The organism is Corynebacterium sp. NPDC104732 (assembly GCF_055583565.1).
The window spans coordinates 117,464-133,947 of record NZ_JBVJNS010000002.1; the positions used below are offsets into that span (position 1 = coordinate 117,464).

17 protein-coding genes and 2 tRNA genes are annotated in these 16,484 nt (G+C 58.5%); 6 read left to right on the plus strand and 13 right to left on the minus strand.

Going from position 1 to position 16,484, the window contains the following annotated elements; translation table 11 throughout:
* Positions 1–166: 166 nt before the first annotated feature.
* The 4 genes from ACZ6ZO_RS02165 to ACZ6ZO_RS02180 all read right to left on the minus strand — a co-directional run bounded on the left by ACZ6ZO_RS02165 (position 167) and on the right by ACZ6ZO_RS02180 (position 1,946).
* Positions 167–340 carry a hypothetical protein gene (locus ACZ6ZO_RS02165; RefSeq protein ID WP_465290195.1) on the minus strand — a complete coding sequence of 58 codons (174 nt, stop codon included), beginning with the start codon at positions 338–340 and terminating at the stop codon, positions 167–169.
* A gap of 18 nt (positions 341–358) precedes the next feature.
* Positions 359–1,099 (minus strand): phage antirepressor KilAC domain-containing protein, encoded by a 741-nt coding sequence (locus ACZ6ZO_RS02170; RefSeq protein ID WP_465290197.1) that lies wholly within the window; start codon positions 1,097–1,099, stop codon positions 359–361.
* A gap of 260 nt (positions 1,100–1,359) precedes the next feature.
* Complete coding sequence (locus ACZ6ZO_RS02175; protein WP_465290199.1) at positions 1,360–1,698, minus strand: hypothetical protein; 339 nt, start codon at positions 1,696–1,698, stop codon at positions 1,360–1,362.
* Between the two features lie 29 nt (positions 1,699–1,727).
* On the minus strand, positions 1,728–1,946 hold the full coding sequence (locus ACZ6ZO_RS02180; RefSeq protein ID WP_465290201.1) for an XRE family transcriptional regulator: 219 nt from the start codon (positions 1,944–1,946) through the stop codon (positions 1,728–1,730).
* Positions 1,947–2,103: 157 nt separating this feature from the next.
* Here ACZ6ZO_RS02180 and ACZ6ZO_RS02185 point away from each other — a divergent pair, with 157 nt between their 5' ends.
* The 4 genes from ACZ6ZO_RS02185 to ACZ6ZO_RS02200 all read left to right on the plus strand — a co-directional run bounded on the left by ACZ6ZO_RS02185 (position 2,104) and on the right by ACZ6ZO_RS02200 (position 4,871).
* Complete coding sequence (locus ACZ6ZO_RS02185) at positions 2,104–2,634, plus strand: hypothetical protein (protein WP_465290203.1); 531 nt, start codon at positions 2,104–2,106, stop codon at positions 2,632–2,634.
* 9 nt (positions 2,635–2,643) lie between these two features.
* The gene (locus ACZ6ZO_RS02190) at positions 2,644–3,021 is read left to right on the plus strand and encodes an ImmA/IrrE family metallo-endopeptidase (protein WP_465290205.1); all 378 of its coding nucleotides are present in this window, start codon (positions 2,644–2,646) and stop codon (positions 3,019–3,021) included.
* Entirely contained in the window at positions 3,018–3,623 is a 606-nt protein-coding gene (locus tag ACZ6ZO_RS02195) for a hypothetical protein (protein ID WP_465290207.1), read from the plus strand. Before ACZ6ZO_RS02190 ends, ACZ6ZO_RS02195 begins: the two co-directional genes overlap by 4 nt.
* Before the next feature lie 141 nt (positions 3,624–3,764).
* Positions 3,765–4,871 carry a tyrosine-type recombinase/integrase gene (locus tag ACZ6ZO_RS02200; RefSeq protein ID WP_465290209.1) on the plus strand — a complete coding sequence of 369 codons (1,107 nt, stop codon included), beginning with the start codon at positions 3,765–3,767 and terminating at the stop codon, positions 4,869–4,871.
* A 71-nt stretch (positions 4,872–4,942) separates the two neighbouring features.
* On the opposite strand, the gene ACZ6ZO_RS02205 is transcribed toward ACZ6ZO_RS02200, so the two are convergent.
* From ACZ6ZO_RS02205 to ACZ6ZO_RS02235, 7 genes are all read right to left on the minus strand, one after another.
* Positions 4,943–5,019: transfer RNA gene (locus ACZ6ZO_RS02205), tRNA-Leu, on the minus strand.
* Positions 5,020–5,093: 74 nt separating this feature from the next.
* On the minus strand, positions 5,094–6,038 hold the full coding sequence (locus ACZ6ZO_RS02210; RefSeq protein WP_343159519.1) for a Ppx/GppA phosphatase family protein: 945 nt from the start codon (positions 6,036–6,038) through the stop codon (positions 5,094–5,096).
* On the minus strand, positions 6,039–6,593 hold the full coding sequence (locus tag ACZ6ZO_RS02215; protein WP_465290211.1) for a DUF501 domain-containing protein: 555 nt from the start codon (positions 6,591–6,593) through the stop codon (positions 6,039–6,041).
* Positions 6,594–6,605: 12 nt separating this feature from the next.
* Positions 6,606–7,094: an FtsB family cell division protein gene (locus ACZ6ZO_RS02220; protein ID WP_208769010.1), complete on the minus strand. Its 489-nt coding sequence runs from the start codon at positions 7,092–7,094 to the stop codon at positions 6,606–6,608.
* Positions 7,095–7,365: 271 nt separating this feature from the next.
* Positions 7,366–8,640 carry a phosphopyruvate hydratase gene (gene eno, locus ACZ6ZO_RS02225; protein WP_182386539.1) on the minus strand — a complete coding sequence of 425 codons (1,275 nt, stop codon included), beginning with the start codon at positions 8,638–8,640 and terminating at the stop codon, positions 7,366–7,368.
* A 122-nt stretch (positions 8,641–8,762) separates the two neighbouring features.
* Positions 8,763–9,551, minus strand: coding sequence for a lytic transglycosylase domain-containing protein (locus tag ACZ6ZO_RS02230; protein WP_208769009.1), 789 nt, complete (start codon positions 9,549–9,551; stop codon positions 8,763–8,765).
* A gap of 34 nt (positions 9,552–9,585) precedes the next feature.
* Positions 9,586–10,041: a MazG nucleotide pyrophosphohydrolase domain-containing protein gene (locus ACZ6ZO_RS02235; protein WP_343159517.1), complete on the minus strand. Its 456-nt coding sequence runs from the start codon at positions 10,039–10,041 to the stop codon at positions 9,586–9,588.
* A 131-nt stretch (positions 10,042–10,172) separates the two neighbouring features.
* Between ACZ6ZO_RS02235 and ACZ6ZO_RS02240 the strand changes: the two genes are divergently transcribed.
* Positions 10,173–11,681 (plus strand): amino acid permease, encoded by a 1,509-nt coding sequence (locus tag ACZ6ZO_RS02240; protein WP_465290214.1) that lies wholly within the window; start codon positions 10,173–10,175, stop codon positions 11,679–11,681.
* A gap of 109 nt (positions 11,682–11,790) precedes the next feature.
* Here ACZ6ZO_RS02240 and mfd read toward each other — a convergent pair whose 3' ends face one another.
* Entirely contained in the window at positions 11,791–15,366 is a 3,576-nt protein-coding gene (gene mfd / locus ACZ6ZO_RS02245) for a transcription-repair coupling factor (RefSeq protein ID WP_465290450.1), read from the minus strand.
* A gap of 17 nt (positions 15,367–15,383) precedes the next feature.
* The gene (locus ACZ6ZO_RS02250; protein ID WP_465290216.1) at positions 15,384–15,995 is read right to left on the minus strand and encodes a TetR/AcrR family transcriptional regulator; all 612 of its coding nucleotides are present in this window, start codon (positions 15,993–15,995) and stop codon (positions 15,384–15,386) included.
* A 90-nt stretch (positions 15,996–16,085) separates the two neighbouring features.
* Here ACZ6ZO_RS02250 and ACZ6ZO_RS02255 point away from each other — a divergent pair.
* A tRNA-Gln gene (locus tag ACZ6ZO_RS02255) sits at positions 16,086–16,157 on the plus strand.
* The last annotated feature ends 327 nt before the right edge of the window (positions 16,158–16,484 follow it).

Sequence of the window (16,484 nt, forward strand, 5' to 3'; positions counted from 1 at the left end):
GGGAATCGAACCCGACGCCCATTGCCAACCAGGCGGGCTACTATTGGTGAGTCTTGAAAGTTGGAAACTTCCGTGTCTTGTAGGTTGGTGTTCTTGGGTTTTTGACCCGGCCCAGGGCTTCTTTGAGGTCTGGGCGTTGGATCAGGAGGTGGAACGGGATTTTCATCTACACCGCCCCTTTGATCACGGTGTTCTGATAGTCGTTGAGCTGCGTGATCAGGCGCTGACGATCAGCCACCATCCGCATAATCACGGGCATATTCGGCTCCGGTACTGTGAGCAGGTCACACACCGCCCAAGCAAGCCCATCAATCTCCGCACGCACACGATTCACATCCATGACAGGGTTCCTTTCTGGTTAGTTGGCGGCTGGTAGTTCTGGGTCGATACGGCTCAGGCCGAGCTTTTTGCGGATGAAGTCGATACCGGAGGGCTGCACGCGCGTCGTGTACGAGGTGCCTCGGGTGCCGTCTTTACGTTCGTACTCATGGGCCTTCACCGCGAAGTGGTGCATGTACTTTTGGTATGGGGTGTTCCGCATGGCACCCTTGGCGATCAGTACGCCTTCGCTGCGGAGCCGGTCGAACATTTTGTTTTGCGACAGTCCGAGCATTTTCGCGACGTTTCCGACGCTGTAGGTGCCGTCTGCGTCGAGGAAACTGTCATAGGCGTCTGCCTTGGGTTCGAGCTCCTTGTTTTTCGCCTCCAAGGCGAGGCGTTCGGTTTCCGCGTTCATCGCGATCTGGATCAGTTCGAGGCGGGTGAGCTCCGCACCGTTGACCCTTGGGGCGTTCGCCTTTTTCTCGCATTCGATGAAGTACTGGCGAGCCTGCTTACCCTTCTCCGAGCGTTGGATCATGGAGATTTCTTTCGCCATGTCCAAAGAGATGATGTGATCGGTAGCTTCCCGCTCGCGTCCGAGGGAATCTTGTACCCGTCGATTTTTCGACGCGTAGTCTTTCCCATCTTCGAAGCCATATGCAACCATGCGGGGGAACCACTCGCGGTAGTTCGATTGCACCCCAAGGAATGCATGTAGGTCGCGGCCCAGGACGGCTTGAACACCACCATTGTCATGAAGTGGTATAAGATGAGACATGGAAAAATTTTTCCTTTCTATTTAGTGCCCTCTGTTCCTGCAGGGGGCATTTTCTTTTTGCCCTGACTAGGTCACTTGCAAGGTTTGTTTGTGCTTCACTTATTCAGGGGACGCTTCCCCGGGAAGTGAGGTGAAAAACTGTGAATTTGAACGATTTTGATCACGCCGGCATTGCTGCAGATCGCGCTGTCCAGCTGGCTTCTACGCAGTACGAGAAGGCAATGGCCGAATCGCAGCGCTCACTAGCCTTGGGGATGCAGCTACTCCAGAAGCAAATTGACCGAATCGAGCTTGGGGTCCAGCTCAACAACAGCCGCGACTAATTCGCGCAGCTTGTAGCTCCCCTTCCCGTATTCCTCGATCGGGATGGTGATCAATTCCCCTGGTGTTGCAGCACCGGGGGATTCTTCTTCGCAGACCTTCCGGATCTCTTTGGAGATTCTGCTTTCTTCAGCCAGGCACCAGGCCAGTCGCTCATCTTGCTCATCCGTCCAGGTGTCAGCGAGTTTCCCGTCTGGATAGACGAGGTCTTGCGACTCTTTTGCAATGGGGGCGATGTAGTCCAAAAGTTCCTGAATTCGTTCTGCTTTAGTCTTCATTTTTGAGCCTCCTTTCTTTGTTGTGTGTTTTATGCTGCTGCGTCTTGCGGCTCGTAGATTAGGATTCGGTCGGAGCGGGCACCTAGAGCTGCTAGTGCCTGTAGCACCTTTGGTGTGGGGATCCGGTGCTTCAGAGCTTCACCCCACGTCTTTCGGTTCACCCCTGTGATTTCCGCAAGGTCAACAACCCCATCAATCCGATTGATTCGCTTAACGCGAGCAATCTCATCTAGCGAGAGTAAAAACATTCCCCATCTCCTTGGGCTTTTCCTGTTGATATGTATTATATTTACCCATCTTCTGCCACCAGTCAACATAAATTACACACATGGGGGTATCGCAATTCCCTTTCCCCTGCTACCCCCATACTTGATGGGAACTTTTTTACCCACTAGGGTTGTTTGCATGGACATAAAGAAATGGTTTTCTCAGCAAGTCGGCACACCGATCACCGACCAAGAAGTGGCCGAGATCCTGAACGTCACTCGAAAAACTGCAAACAAGCGAATTAATGGCGCGCTCACCGCAGATGACGCACTCAAGCTCAGCGGGGCGTGGAAAATTAACCCAGTGCTCGCCTTGAGCAAACTTGGGTTCTTAACCATTCAGGACGTCTATGACTTCTTCGAAGGGGACGGCACAACACTGGCAGCAGCGACGGTCCCGCAGCTGGTGAAACGTCTCGCCGAAGAAGAACTGTCGCTTACCGACCTCGTCGAGCTTGGGGCGGCTGCTAAGTCGAAGCTGGACACAATGAGCGAACTCGCAGCGCGTCGACGTACACCAACCAACGTCACACACATGTTCGAGGACGGTGACAGTCATGTCCGAGCCATGAGCGATGATGACATCGCTGCTGCAATCGAAGAAGCTAACGAGCTCCGAGGCGCTGCACACCATCGCAGTGAAGAGCTCACCGAGCCAGATAGTCCTTAGGAGAAAATCGTGGAGATTGATGACATCGTGGACGCCTTCGGGGTCCACGTCATCGAGACCGACGCCCTCCGCCCTGACCTTGACGGCATGTACCTCAAGGGGCGCCGCATGATCCTGCTCCGCAGGGGCCTAGACTACTGGACCCGCAGGTGCACCCTCGCGCACGAACTCGCCCACCACGTCCACGGCGACACCGAGCACAACAACCCACGGCTAGAACGCCGCGCCGACATCTGGGCAGCAAACCTCCTAATATCACCCGTGGAGTACGCCACCGCCGAACGCCTCCACGACGGGCACATCGGCGCTATCGCCCACGAACTCGGCGTCACCCCACACCTCGCCAGCATCTGGCGAGACCACCACCTAAGAAAGGAAGCATCATGAAAAACGCCATCCCCATACTCGTGGCTGCACTTATTCTCTCGGGGTGCTCCAGCCCCGACAGCGACACCAGCCCAACACCGCAGCCCACCACGCTGAGCACCACCACAACACAGGCGTCGCAAAAATCCACCCCGACTGCCACGTCCACTACCTCGGTGGCTCCGGCCGAGGCCCCCGCCCCCTCGCCCATCGCCCCAGCACCACAGCAGGCTCCCGAGACAGTAAACGACGCTCCCCCACCTGTCATTGGGTTCACGGGCGCCCCAGGACACGACACGCCACGCGTGCTAGACAAGGTGATCGACTCCTGTGGTGACCCATACATTCATGAGACGGGCACGACGTTTTTCACCGATGGCACGACTGGGTGGACGCAGCAGTGCTCGGATACCATGCTGGCGCAGCGCCCCGCACCCGCCCCCGTAGCACCGGCACCAGCCCCCGCACCGGCACCAGCCCCCGCACCGGCACCAGCCCCCGCACCGGCAGGCACTGTCCACCCAGGCGCCTTCTGCGACGGCGGAACAGGTGTCTCGAAGACCGGTAAACCCATGGTGTGCGCACCAGCAGCGGACGGGCGTAACCGCTGGCAAGCAGCCTAAAACACACCAAAGCCCCACCCCCTTGAAACATGGCCTGCAGAACCAAAGGGGGTGGGGCACACACGAAAACGCACACCGGCGCCTCGGGAGTCGCCACCTGGCGCATTCTCTCAGCGCTGGTCAGCACAGAAAAGTATACCAGTGGCATCAATCAGAAAATATAAGACAAAACAAGGCGACCGCTGGCGGGTACAATACCGCGATCCATCCGGCGCACTACGCGGAAAAAAAGGCTTCCACAAGAAAGCTGAGGCCGAGTTGTGGGCCTCAGAAAACACCACCCGCATAGCTACCGGCGACTGGATCGACCCACAGCACGGCAAGGCCACAGTAGCCTCCCTGGAGAAGCAGTGGAAAACCTCACGTGCGCACACTAAGCCCTCCGTCCAGCGGGTGGACTTCCTGGACTGGGAGAACCACATCAAACCCTACTGGGGTGATCGGATGATCGCGAGTATCCGCACCTCCGAGGTTGTGGAGTGGGTGCACCGCGAGGGTGACTGGTCAGCCTCAACGAGGCGCCACCACCACGCGATCCTCCGGCAAATCCTGGACATCGCTGTGCTAGATAAGATGATCCGCGTAAACCCCGCTGCGGGGATTAAACTACCCCGCAAAAATCAGCCAGTGAAAGTGTACTGGACGATGGAGCAGCTTAGGGCCGTGGCCGATAACTCATCCAGGCCTGAGCTTATCTGGCTGCTCGGGACCACGGGGCTGCGCTGGGGTGAGGCTGCCGGGTTACAGGTGCGGGATCTTAAAGTTTTGCGCTCGCGGATCAGCGTGGAGCGCAACGCGGTGAAGGTGGGCCGTGACATCGTGGTGGGTACACCGAAAACGCATGAGCGGCGGGTTGTGGCGTGCCCCAGGAACGTGATGGATAAGCTCGTGGCGCTCACGGAGGGCAAGGGGCCGGATGACTGGGTGTGGGAATCCCCTGTGGGTGGGCCGTTGCGCACGCCGGGTAAGGGGAATTTTCTGGCCACGGCGATTAAGAAAGTGAATGACCGTATCGCTGACCCGGGCGATAAGTTCAACATCCCAAAGGTGCCGACGCTTACCCCGCACGGTCTTCGGCACGTGGCCGCCGGTTTGCTTGTCTCGGCAGGGGCGAATGTGAAGGTGGTGCAGACGCAGTTGGGGCACAAGTCGGCGGCAATGACGCTGGATGTGTATGCGGATCTTTTTGATGAGGATTTGGACGCTGTGGCGACGGTGCTGGATGGGTTGTGCCGGGGTGTTTCGTGAAAAAGTGTAGTCGTTTTGTAGTCGCTTGCCTGTTTTCATGCGCCGAAAATGGCTTTGGCCTGCGGTTTTGTTGGTGCCCCCAGTCGGACTCGAACCGACACTGAATGGATTTTAAGTCCACTGCCTCTGCCAATTGGGCTATAGGGGCTTGCTGTGCACCTCCCGGTTACCCGGGGCTACTCAATTAGCGTAGTGCACGAGAGAACCATCATGAAAACAGGGTCACACTAACCCTGCGACGATGCCGTCGAGTATGTCTTTTTCGGAGATGATGAGGGTCCGTACCGGGGTTGCGGCCTCGATCATGTCCATGATCCCTTCCACGACCACTGAACCACTGCCGATAACGTCAGCGCGGCCAGGGTGCATCACTGGGTGCGCTGCGCGTTCGGCGGAGGTGTTGCCGATTAGTGAGGAGGTCAGCACGCGGGACGCGTCGAAGCGCAGTTTAGAGCCATGGATGAGGGCAGGATCGTATTCTTCCAGGCCTTGCGCCAGGGCTGAGATGGTGGTGAAGGTGCCTGCGACGCCGACGAAGGTGTCAGCTTGGGCAATGGGAACGTGAGTGGGGACGTCGGCAAGCTGCCTTGCCACGTAGTCCCGGGCCTGCACCACTTCCTCGTCGGTGGCGGGGTCGGAGGTCATGATGCGTTCGGTGAGGCGGACGCAGCCCATCTGCGCGGAGTGTGCGCCGAGGATTGTGCCATCGCGCTTACCGACGACAAATTCCGTGCTTCCTCCTCCCAAGTCAACGACGCATACCGTCTTCGCTTCTGGACCGAGATCCGCGACGGCCCCCTGAAACGACAGCCTCGCTTCCTCTTCCCCACTGATCTCTTCAGCGATGCTGCCGGGAATAACCTGTCCTAGAAGCTCAGCGGTCATGTCAAGGAATTCTTGGCGGTTCTCGGCGTCCCGGGTGGCAGAGGTGGCGACCATACGCAGGGCCGTAACCTGCTCGTGTTTCATGATCTCCACAAACTCGCTGAGCGCGATCCGCGCCCGAACGATCGAGTCCTCAGCGATTTTTCCGGTCGCGTCAACGCCCTGGCCGAGGCGCACAATTTTCATGCCCCGGTAGACGTCCGTAAAGGTTTTTCCGTCGAAGTCCGAGATCAGCAGTCGGATAGAGTTAGTGCCGCAGTCCACGGCCGCAATGCGCGTCATTTATTTGACCTCAGCGTGCGTAAAATCGAACAGGTCCAGGGAGATCCCCAGGTCCTCGAGGGTTGGCCAGTTGGCGGGGATCGCCGTTCCACGTAGCTGGGCGTGCTCGGCAGCGAGCGCAACCGCTTCCGTCCCAAACCGAACCCGTCCTGGCCCTTCTGCCAGCGCGTACGCCATGAGCACATGAAGGCACTTGACCCGGTCTGGCATACCGCCGCCAGAGAAATCGGTGCCCAGATCCTCGATAGCGTTTCGCTCAGCAAGAAAGTGTTCATGAGCTTTCCGGTATTCTTCCTGCAGCTCCTCACTCTCAGCCAGCCGCGCCTGCATCCACTTCATCACGTGCGCTACTTCCAGGCGCGAGGCTTCCGCGGTAAGGCGTGGCTCCGTCAGGTAGTAGAGGGTTGGGAACGGGGTGCCGTCGTCAAGGCGAGGTGCAGTTTTCACCACGGCCGGGACGCCATCTGGTGTGGTGTAAGAAATCTCAAGAACACCGCGGGGCTCCCGGCCCAGCTGCTCAGCAACCGCTGCAAGTTCAACTTCAGAAACAGTCATGCACACATTGTGTCATGGCAGGGGCTCTTGTGGCGGAACAGGTGGCTCCGCAGGTTCAATCGGCAGCTTCAACTCCGTAGTAGGTTCTATCGAATCATCGGGGGCAGACTGCGGAGGAACCGCAACCGATCCCCACAACGTGTCATACCACGGGCTAACCTTTTCTGGGGTTTTATGATCGGTAGAAGTAAGCGCATCGTCTTTGGTCATCGACGGATCCATGATACGAAAAGCCACTTCACCAGGGGCAATAACCCCAAGACGATTCCTGGCTTGCTCATCCAGGTACGCCTTACTCTTGTAGCGTTCCAGCTCACCTAACAGCTCTTCCTTGTGGCGCTGTTTCTGGGCAATCGCCGCGTTCACCGCCCGAATTTCATTGCGCTGCTCGAAATAGTTGCGAAGTGGCACAGTGATGGTGACAAGGAAAACGATCAAGACAAAGGCCACGACCATCAGTTCTAGCGTTCCCACTTTAAACCGACCACGCTTCTTTTTCACAGCCTGATTTTTCACATCTGACCTGCGATGTTGCACAGGGATGCGTTTGCTGGAGCGTTTCGATGTCAAAGCCATTGTGTTGCCCACTTTACTTCTCTCATCTTTAGCCTGACACCTGGCGCGCCGTGAATAGCCCAGATGAGAAGCGAAATCGAGCGTACGGATGGGATGATCCGCGCCTGAAAAATCCCATCGGTACGCTAAATCTCCGCTGTCTCAAAACAAACCAAACCCGGCCGCCAGGGGCCGGGTTTGTGGGTGCTTCTAGTTCTTACTTGAAGCGAGGGAATGCGGAGCGACCTGCGTAGACAGCAGCATCACCCAGGAGCTGCTCGATGCGCAGGAGCTGGTTGTACTTGGCAACGCGCTCGGAACGTGCTGGTGCACCGGTCTTGATCTGGCCACAGTTGAGGGCAACTGCGAGGTCCGCGATGGTGGTGTCCTCAGTCTCGCCGGAGCGGTGGGACATCATGGTGCGGTAGCCGTTACGGTGTGCCAGCTCGACAGCGTCGAAGGTTTCGGTCAAGGTACCGATCTGGTTAACCTTCACCAGCAGCGCGTTGGCGGCCTTCATTTCGATGCCCTTGGCCAGGCGCTCTGGGTTGGTGACGAAGAAGTCATCGCCCACGATCTGCACCTTGTCACCGATGGTCTCGGTGAGGGTGACGTAGCCCTCCCAGTCGTCTTCCTGCAGTGGGTCCTCGATGGAGACGATTGGGTACTCGGAGATGAGCTCTTCGTAGACCTTAGCCATCTCTTCAGCGGTGTGCTCGCCACCTTCGAAGTGGTACTTGCCGTCCTTGAAGAACTCGGAGGATGCTACGTCGAGAGCCAGTGCGACGTCGTCGCCCAGCTTGTAGCCAGCCTTCTCGATAGCCTCAACGATCAGGTCCAGAGCAGCCTTGGTGGACTCGACGGAAGGCGCGAAGCCACCCTCGTCACCGAGGCCGGTGGACAGGCCCTTGCTCTTGATGACGGACTTGAGGGTGTGGTACACCTCAGCGCCCATGCGCAGTGCCTCAGCGAAGGTCTCGGCGCCGACTGGGGCGATCATGAACTCCTGGACGTCGACGCCGGAGTCAGCGTGTGCGCCACCGTTGAGGATGTTCATCATTGGAACCGGCAGGACGTGAGCGTTTGGCCCACCGATGTAGCGGAACAGTGGCAGGCCGGCGGATTCCGCAGCTGCCTTGGCCACTGCCATGGAAACGCCGAGGATGGCGTTTGCGCCGAGGCGGGACTTGTTTGGGGTGCCGTCCAGGTCGATCATTGCCTGGTCTATGGCGCGCTGATCGTCGGCTTCGAAACCAGCGAGCTCGTCTGCGATTTCCTCGTTGACAGCTTCAACAGCTTTCAGGACACCCTTGCCCTGGTAGCGGTCCCCACCATCACGCAGTTCGTGAGCCTCGTGTGCACCGGTGGATGCGCCAGATGGAACGCCAGCTTCGCCGCTAGACATGTCATCAAGGACGACACCTGCTTCGACGGTTGGGTTGCCACGGGAATCCATGATTTCACGAGCGAAAACGTGCATGATCTCAGCCACTGTTGGCCTCCTAATTGATGAAGGAATGTGTTTCTTAGCGCGAGCTTGTCACACTTACCGTCAATTGTGGCACGAATTTTTGGGCCTGGCCACGTTGATTCCCCCTAAGCGGAGGAATGAGCTTAATACGCTGGTTGATTGACGGCGTACGCTGCTGCTGCGTCGCGGACATCAGCTAGATATTTGTCGGATTGGTTGTAGGCGTAGACGGCTTTCGCCCAGCCTTCTGGCGTGGCAAGGTCGCCGCCGTTGGTGCATAGCAAGTTCGCCGCGGACAGGGCTGCGTCGTCGATTTGGTGCGGGTCGTTGAATCCGTCTCCATTAGCGTCGCGGCCGTAGCGTTTCCATGATTCTGGAATGAATTGGAACGGGCCGACGGCTCGGTCATGCTCGGTATCGCCGTCGATAAGCCCGCCGTCTGTGTCGGGAATGTTGGCGAAGCCGGGAGATCCGTCGAGCTTGATGCCGAAAATTGGTGGGCTAACTACGCCGTCTGGGCCGATGGAAGCTCCCTCGAAGAGTTTGCCGGTGTAGGTGCCGTGGCGAGTTTCTACTTGGGCGATGCCGGCGAGGGTGTTCCAGCGCAGGTGACAGTCGGGCCAGCTCTGCTGAGCGATCAGTTCAGCGTTGCCATAAGCCTGGATCGCCGCTGGTGAGACATCAATTTGTTTGGAGATGGGTTCGGCCCAAAATGTGAGTTTTTCGGAGGTTCTTCCCGGGGCGTTGACGTCGATATGGGGTACCTCTACGGCGCCGGCGGGAGGCACGTCGTCAGGCACGGCAATGCGTGGGCGGAGCGGGTTAGGGGTGTGCAATGCGGATAGCACCCAGCCGACCATGGAGATCACGAGCACAACAGCAAGCACGACTATCACGCCGCACCCGAACGCCTTTTTCGCTACAGAACCCATAGCTGCCGATCTTACAGCGCAGGCTTGCCGACGCTCACTGCTGCCCGATTCCCTTTTCCCGACGCTTACCCTCTTCCCAGTATCGCTCCTGCTCAGCGATAGTAATCACGTCGTCCCCGCCGTCGAAAAGGTAAGGGGCGCGACTGTGCATCTTGGATACGAATGCGGCTGCTACATCGTCAAGATCGAAGCTGCCGCGTCGACGAGCGAGCTCGGCATGAAACAAGACCTGTAGAAGGAGGTCGGACAGCTCGTTCAAAAGCTCGGTTTCTGTAGCGTCGTCCTGAGTCCGTGACCACTTTGCCACCGCGTCCGCAAACTCGGCTGCTTCCTCACGTAAATAGGGCAAGAGTGTTTCGTGAGTCATGGAGCGCTCCCACTCTCCGACCCGCAGAGCTTGGGCCATGAGCCACTGCGCATTGCGCAGCGAGTCCACCCGAACCGGGGTATCGCCCTCTCCAGGAAACTGGGCAAAACTGCGATTATCCACGACTTTTCTCCTCTCGATCTGCAAATAGCCTAGCCTTCGAACAGCGTTCAAGAATAAAAGTGTCCATTTCCAAAAAACATCTGCTTAATTACAAGTAGATATTCTTCATCTCTCTTGGCTAGGCTAAGCCAGTGACCAACACCCTGAAAGCACAAGTATCAGTGAATAACACTGTAGAAACGAAGCACACCGTCCGCATGTGGACCCTGGTGTCTCTCATCATCGGTTCCACCGTCGGCGCCGGTATTTTCGCACTCCCCCAGCAGGCTGCATCTGTGGCCGGGCCGGGGGCGATGCTCATAGGTTGGGGCATTGCCGGCGTCGGCATGCTCTCCATCGCATTCGTTTTCCACGCCCTTGCAATCCGCAAGCCAAACCTCGACTCGGGTGTGTACTCCTACGTCCGTGCCGGACTCGGAGACTTCGTCGGATTCGCCTCTGCCTGGGGATACTGGCTCGGATCCGTGATCGCACAGGTGGGCTACGCCACCCTGTTCTTCTCTACCCTCGGACACTACATCCCACTGTTCGACCCAGAAAACCAGCTCGCCAGCGCGATCGCTGTTTCCGTCCTGACCTGGGTGATTTTCTTCATGCTCACCCGAGGAATCCGGCAGGCGGCAGCGATGAATGTGGTAACGACCGTCGCAAAGCTGTTGCCCATCTTCGCCTTCCTCATCCTGGTCGCCTTCGTCGGGTTTAGCTGGGATAAATTCACCTTCGACATGTGGGGCAGCCACGGCGAAACCGGCTCCCTCCTCGACCAGGTCAAAGGCATGATGCTGTTCACCGTTTGGGCCTTCATCGGCGTGGAAGGCGCATCCGTGTACTCCAAGCAGGCCCGCACCCGCAAAGACGTGGGCCGCGCCACCATGATCGGCTTCATCGCCGTGCTCGCGCTCCTCGTATCCGTCACCACCCTCTCCTACGGTGTGCTCACCCAACAGCAACTCGCAGCACTCGGTGACAACTCCCTGGCAGCGGTGCTCGAAGCAGCCGTCGGCCCGTGGGGAGGCCTGCTAGTTTCCCTCGGACTCTGCGTCTCCGTGCTCGGCGCCTACGTGTCCTGGCAGATGCTCTGCGCAGAACCCATCTCGCTGATGGCCATCGACGGCCTCCTGCCCGCCCGCTTCGGAAAATTCAACAAGGCAGGTGCACCATTTAGCGCGCAGCTCATCTCCACCACAGTGATCCAAATCTGCGTCATCATCTTCTTCCTCAACGAAACCACCTACACCTCCATGGTGCAGCTGGCCACGATGATGTACATGCTGCCGTACGTCTTCTCCTCCCTCTACCTACTGCTGCTCACCACCCGAGGAAAAGGGATCACCCACCCGCACGCCGGAACCCGCTTCGACGACTCCGGGCCCTCCGTCACCGGCCGCGAAAACCGACGCCACCTGATGATCGCCGTCATCGCCTTCATCTACTCGCTCTGGCTGTTCTACGCCGCAGACATCACCTACCTGCTCTTCGGCACTCTGCTCGTCCTCCCCGGCCTTGTACCGTACATCTGGCAGCGCGTAAAAACCGGCGAAAAATGGTTCAACACCTTCGAATGGGTCATCGTCGCCGCCGTCATCATCGGCGCAGGATTCGCAGTGTACGGGCTATCAACCGGGGCGTTGAGCCTTTAGAGATCCCTTGCCGGATTTGGTAACAGAGAACCCGATGTCGAATCTGGTAACGCAAACCGACGAAACCAGCACGAAAAAGTCACTTTGCATTACCAAATCCGACACGGCCCTATCTGATGGAGATCACCCGCTCGGTTTTCGCTTTCCCGCCTGTGATGTCGATGGCGGGTACGTCGAACATTTTGGAGATGAAGTCGGCCATCCATTGCAGGAGTTCGACGTCGCGGAGGTCTGGTGAGGAGATGTTGCGGCCGGCCTTTGGGAATGAGATTTGGATTGCTTTCGCTGCTGCGCGGTAGGTTGCGCCTGGGTAGAGGCGCTTGAGTCGGATTTGTTTGGAATCGGGCAGTTCCGCTGGGTGGACTTTGATGCGGGTGCCTTGGACGGCGATGTCGGTTAGTCCGGCCTTGCGCATCAGGTGTCGGAGGCGTGCGACGGAGAGCAGCCGTGATACTTCCACTGGGATCGGGCCGTAGCGGTCTTCCATCTCTTCCACGGCAAGAACTAGGTCAGACTCGGAAGTGGATGCGGCGAGTTTGCGGTAAATCTCTAGGCGTAGACGTTCGGAGTTGATGTAGCTTTCTGGGATATGGGCGTCCACGGGCAGGTCGACGCGGATTTCGCGCGGTTCTTTGTCGGTGGCGTCGAGCACCTTGCCGTCGGCCATGGCGCGGAATGCTTCCACGGCCTCCCCCACGAGGCGAACGTAAAGGTCAAAACCAACTCCGGCGATGTGCCCGGATTGTTCGGCGCCGAGGACGTTGCCGGCACCACGCATTTCCAGGTCTTTCATGGCGACGGCCATGCCGGCACCCAGGTCGTTGTTCTGTGCAATGGTGGCGAGCCGGTCGTACGAGGTTTCCGTGAGTGTGGCGCCTTTGGGGTATAGGAAGTAGGCGTAGCCCCGTTCGCGGGAACGCCCAACACGGCCGCGGAGCTGGTGCAACTGAGACAGCCCCATGTGGTGGGCGTTTTCCACGATCAAGGTGTTGGCGTTGGCGATGTCTAGGCCGGTTTCCACGATGGTGGTGCAGACGAGGACGTCGTATTCGCGATCCCAGAACCCTTGCACGGTCTGTTCCAGGAGTTCTTCTGACATCTGACCATGCGCGACAACCACGCGGGCCTCGGGAACCAGGTCGCGGATTTCCCGGGCCTTCTTCTCAATTGATGAGACCTTGTTGTGGACGTAGAACACTTGGCCGTCGCGAAGCAGCTCGCGCCTAATCGCGGCCGCAACCTGCTTCTCCTCCTGCGCGCCGACATATGTCAGCACCGGGTGCCGGTCCTCGGGCGGGGTAAGGATAGTCGACATCTCGCGAATGCCCGCCATGGACATCTCCAGGGTGCGCGGGATCGGCGTAGCGGACATAGTGAGCACGTCCACGGCGGTGCGCAGCGCCTTGATGTGCTCCTTGTGTTCGACACCGAAGCGTTGCTCTTCGTCCACGATGACCAGTCCAAGGTTCTTCCAGTGCACACCGGTCTGCAACAGGCGGTGCGTGCCGATAACAATGTCAACATCCCCAGAGGCAAGACCGCGAATCGTTTCCTTCGACTCGAGGCCGGGGGTAAAGCGAGACAGCCCGCGGATTGTTACCGGGAAACCGTCCATACGCTGCTCGAACGTGGCCAGGTGTTGCTGGGCGAGCAGGGTCGTCGGCACCAGCACCGCCACTTGTTTGCCGTCCTGCACCGCTTTGAACGCGGCACGCACCGCCACTTCCGTCTTGCCGTAGCCCACGTCTCCGACGATGACGCGGTCCATCGGGACAGGCTTCTCCATGTCCGCCTTCACGGCATCGATGGCGAGCATCTGGTCCTCCGTCTCCACGAACGGGAAGTTATCTTCCATCTCGTGTTGCCACGGGGAGTCAGGAGCAAACGGGTGCCCCGGCGCGGATTGGCGCTTGGCGTACAGTTCCACCAGTTCACCAGCAATTTCTCGGACGGCGGCACGGGCCTTCTTCTTGGTGTTCTTCCAGTCCGACCCGCCCATCTTCGATAGGGTCGGCTTCTCCCCACCGACATAGCGGCTGAGCATGTCCAGCGCATCCATTGGGACGTACAACTGGTCTGCGGGGCCGCCGCGTCGGGAAGCGGCATACTCCAGCACCAGGTATTCCCTGCGGGAGCCGGCCATTTCCCGCTCAGTCATTTTGAGGAAGCGGCCGATGCCGTGCGTTTCGTGCACCACGAGATCCCCAGGTTTAAGAGCGAGCGGGTCGACGCGGTGGCGTTTGCGGGCTGGGCGTCGTTTAGCGCCGGCAATGTCCCCGACCCGGTTACCAGTCAGGTCAGTTTCGGACACCACCACCAGCTGCGGACCCGGGAATACCAAGCCGCTGTGTGCGAGGGCTTGGTAGAGAGTCACTTCGCCCGGGGAGGGCTGCCAGCCGGGCGTGGCCACCCGCGCAGCGATCCCTTTTTCTTTAAAGCGCTCGATCATGCGCTTGATAGCGCCCTGAGCTGGGGCAACGAAGGCTGCCCGGCCACCGGAGTTGGTGTGCGCGAGCAGCATCGCCATGAGGGTATCGATCTCTTTGAGGTCGCCACGGGGCGCCGGTGCAGGATCAAAGTCCAGTGGCAGTGTCTCTTCCTCGGGGGCGAACATCATGCCCGGGGGCGCGAAAGTCCACACGATATCGCCAGTGAGGAGCGAATCGAAGCTGCGGTAGGAGCTCGCCTCCAGGTCCAAGGTGGCGGCGGCAAGCGGCCCATCGGCACCCATCGCGGCGGCCTCCCACCCGGCAGCCAGAAACTCTGCATCGGTTGCCTGCAAGTCAGTAACGCGGGTGCGGATTTTCTCAGGATTCATCAGCACCACATGGGTGCCCTGCGGCATCAGCTCCGGCAGGGTGCGCAGCGGAGTATCGACGAGCGCGGGTATCAACGCCTCCATGCCGTCGGCAGGCTGCTTTTCACTGATTTTCGTTAAAAGCTCCACCAGGGCGGCGTTGCCGGTGTGCTGTGTGGCGAGCTCGCCAGCACGCTTTGCGACGCCGTCGTCAATCAGCAATTCCCGCGCCGGATACAGGTCAACCTGCTGCAGTTCCAGCTCAGGGATCGCACGCTGATCCGCCACGGCGAAGGGGCGGATGTCGGTGACCTCGTCGCCCCAGAATTCCAAACGAACGGGCTGTTCCGCGGTGGTTGGAAAAACGTCAATGATCCCGCCGCGGGTAGCGAAGTCACCCTTGCGCGCCACCATGTCCACATGGTTGTACGCGCGAAACACCAGCTCACGGGTGAGCTCATCGAAGTCGTATTCGTTACCCTGCTCAATCGTCAGTGCCGCTCGCCCATTCGCCGTTTCCAGAAACGGCTGACAGTAGCCCCGCGCAGCAGTGACTACAATCTTCAACTTGTCCAGGTTGTGCAGCACTTCTGCACGCTTACCGACGGTATCCAGTCCCGGACTCATCCGTTCATGAGGAAGTGTCTCCCAGCTGGGAAACCAAGCAACGGCGTCGCCAAGCATGGCCTTCAGCTCGGCAGTGAGGTCCTCCGCCTCCCGACCCGTTGCCACCACAGCAAGCACCGGCGCGCGCTGTGCCAAAGCCCCCAGCACCCAAGGTCGAGCCTGGTCAATCGCGGTGAGGTGGAGACGCGACTGTCCAGCATTAGCGAGGAGCCCTTTCAGCTTAGGATCCTGACCGGCAACTTTCAGCAGTCCTGCCAGCATCGGGGCGGTGGTCGAGCTCACTGTTCTCCTAGATTAATCGTCGGGTCTTTTTCTAACCGTGCCAAACCATTCCAGCACAGATTAACAATATGGGCCGCCACCACTTCCTTCGACGGCTCCCGCACATCCAGCCACCACTGCGCCGTACCAGAAATCATCCCCACCAGCGCCTGGCCATACAGCACCGCCATCTCGGGATCATTCCCCGTCTTCTCAAACGCATGCGCCAAAATATGCGACACCTCCGCGACGGTGTCATTCAGCAACGTCGAATAGGTGCGGTTCTCCCCCGGCGTCATGTCACGCACCAGGATCTGGAAACCGTCAGTACGCTCCTCAATGAACGTCAGCAACGCCAACGTCGCATTCTCAATCCGCTGTCTCGCCTTCGCAGGACCAAGCGCATCCGTGATCGTAGCTTCAAGAGCCTGCATCTCACGGTCTACAACCACCGCGTACAACCCCTCTTTGCCACCAAAATGCTCATACACCACAGGCTTAGAAACCCCCGCCCTAGCAGCGATTTCCTCCACACTAGAGGCACCAAACCCCTTTTCCGCGAACACCGCACGACCAATATCGATAAGCTGCTCACGACGCTGTTTACCCGTCATCCGCTTCGAAGCCATGCAATAAACCTTAACATCAGGGCAGGTCACACCCCATTATTTGTTTTCCCACCACATGATGTAAAATCTGTAACGCAGCTTTGGCTGTGGTTCCCCATGGTGTAATTGGCAACACTCCGGTTTTTGGTACCGTCATTCTAGGTTCGAGTCCTGGTGGGGAAGCTGTACAAAAACACCCGCTGAACTGGCTTTTTATGTCAATTCAGCGGGTTTTTCCATACCTTGACCATCCTGCCGTGACCTGCCGTTTCCTGCCTCTTCCGGTAGGAAAAATAGTCAAAAAATAGTCACAAAACCACTCGAACGCTGCAGCTCAGAAAATAAAAACCGGCCCCCAGCTATCCGGATTTCCCGAACAACTAGGGGCCACTTTCACCCGTGCACTTGATAATGTGACGCCTTTAACAGCCCTTGAACACGGGCCGGGAGATAGATCTAGTTCGGTGGAACTGAAACGTCTTGTGCGGTTGCTTGCTTCCAGATTTCGTT

Excerpts from the sequence above, each read along its gene's own strand:
- ACZ6ZO_RS02230 (WP_208769009.1), bottom strand. The coding sequence starts at position 9,551 with ATGGGTTCTGTAGCGAAAAAGGCGTTCGGGTGCGGCGTGATAGTCGTG.
- ACZ6ZO_RS02215 (WP_465290211.1), bottom strand. The coding sequence starts at position 6,593 with ATGACTGTTTCTGAAGTTGAACTTGCAGCGGTTGCTGAGCAGCTGGGC.
- ACZ6ZO_RS02195 (WP_465290207.1), top strand. The coding sequence starts at position 3,018 with ATGAAAAACGCCATCCCCATACTCGTGGCTGCACTTATTCTCTCGGGG.
- ACZ6ZO_RS02250 (WP_465290216.1), bottom strand. The coding sequence starts at position 15,995 with ATGGCTTCGAAGCGGATGACGGGTAAACAGCGTCGTGAGCAGCTTATC.
- ACZ6ZO_RS02170 (WP_465290197.1), bottom strand. The coding sequence starts at position 1,099 with ATGTCTCATCTTATACCACTTCATGACAATGGTGGTGTTCAAGCCGTC.
- ACZ6ZO_RS02175 (WP_465290199.1), bottom strand. The coding sequence starts at position 1,698 with ATGAAGACTAAAGCAGAACGAATTCAGGAACTTTTGGACTACATCGCC.
- ACZ6ZO_RS02180 (WP_465290201.1), bottom strand. The coding sequence starts at position 1,946 with ATGTTTTTACTCTCGCTAGATGAGATTGCTCGCGTTAAGCGAATCAAT.
- ACZ6ZO_RS02210 (WP_343159519.1), bottom strand. The coding sequence starts at position 6,038 with ATGACGCGCATTGCGGCCGTGGACTGCGGCACTAACTCTATCCGACTG.
- mfd (WP_465290450.1), bottom strand. The coding sequence starts at position 15,366 with ATGCTGGCAGGACTGCTGAAAGTTGCCGGTCAGGATCCTAAGCTGAAA.
- ACZ6ZO_RS02165 (WP_465290195.1), bottom strand. The coding sequence starts at position 340 with ATGGATGTGAATCGTGTGCGTGCGGAGATTGATGGGCTTGCTTGGGCG.
- ACZ6ZO_RS02185 (WP_465290203.1), top strand. The coding sequence starts at position 2,104 with ATGGACATAAAGAAATGGTTTTCTCAGCAAGTCGGCACACCGATCACC.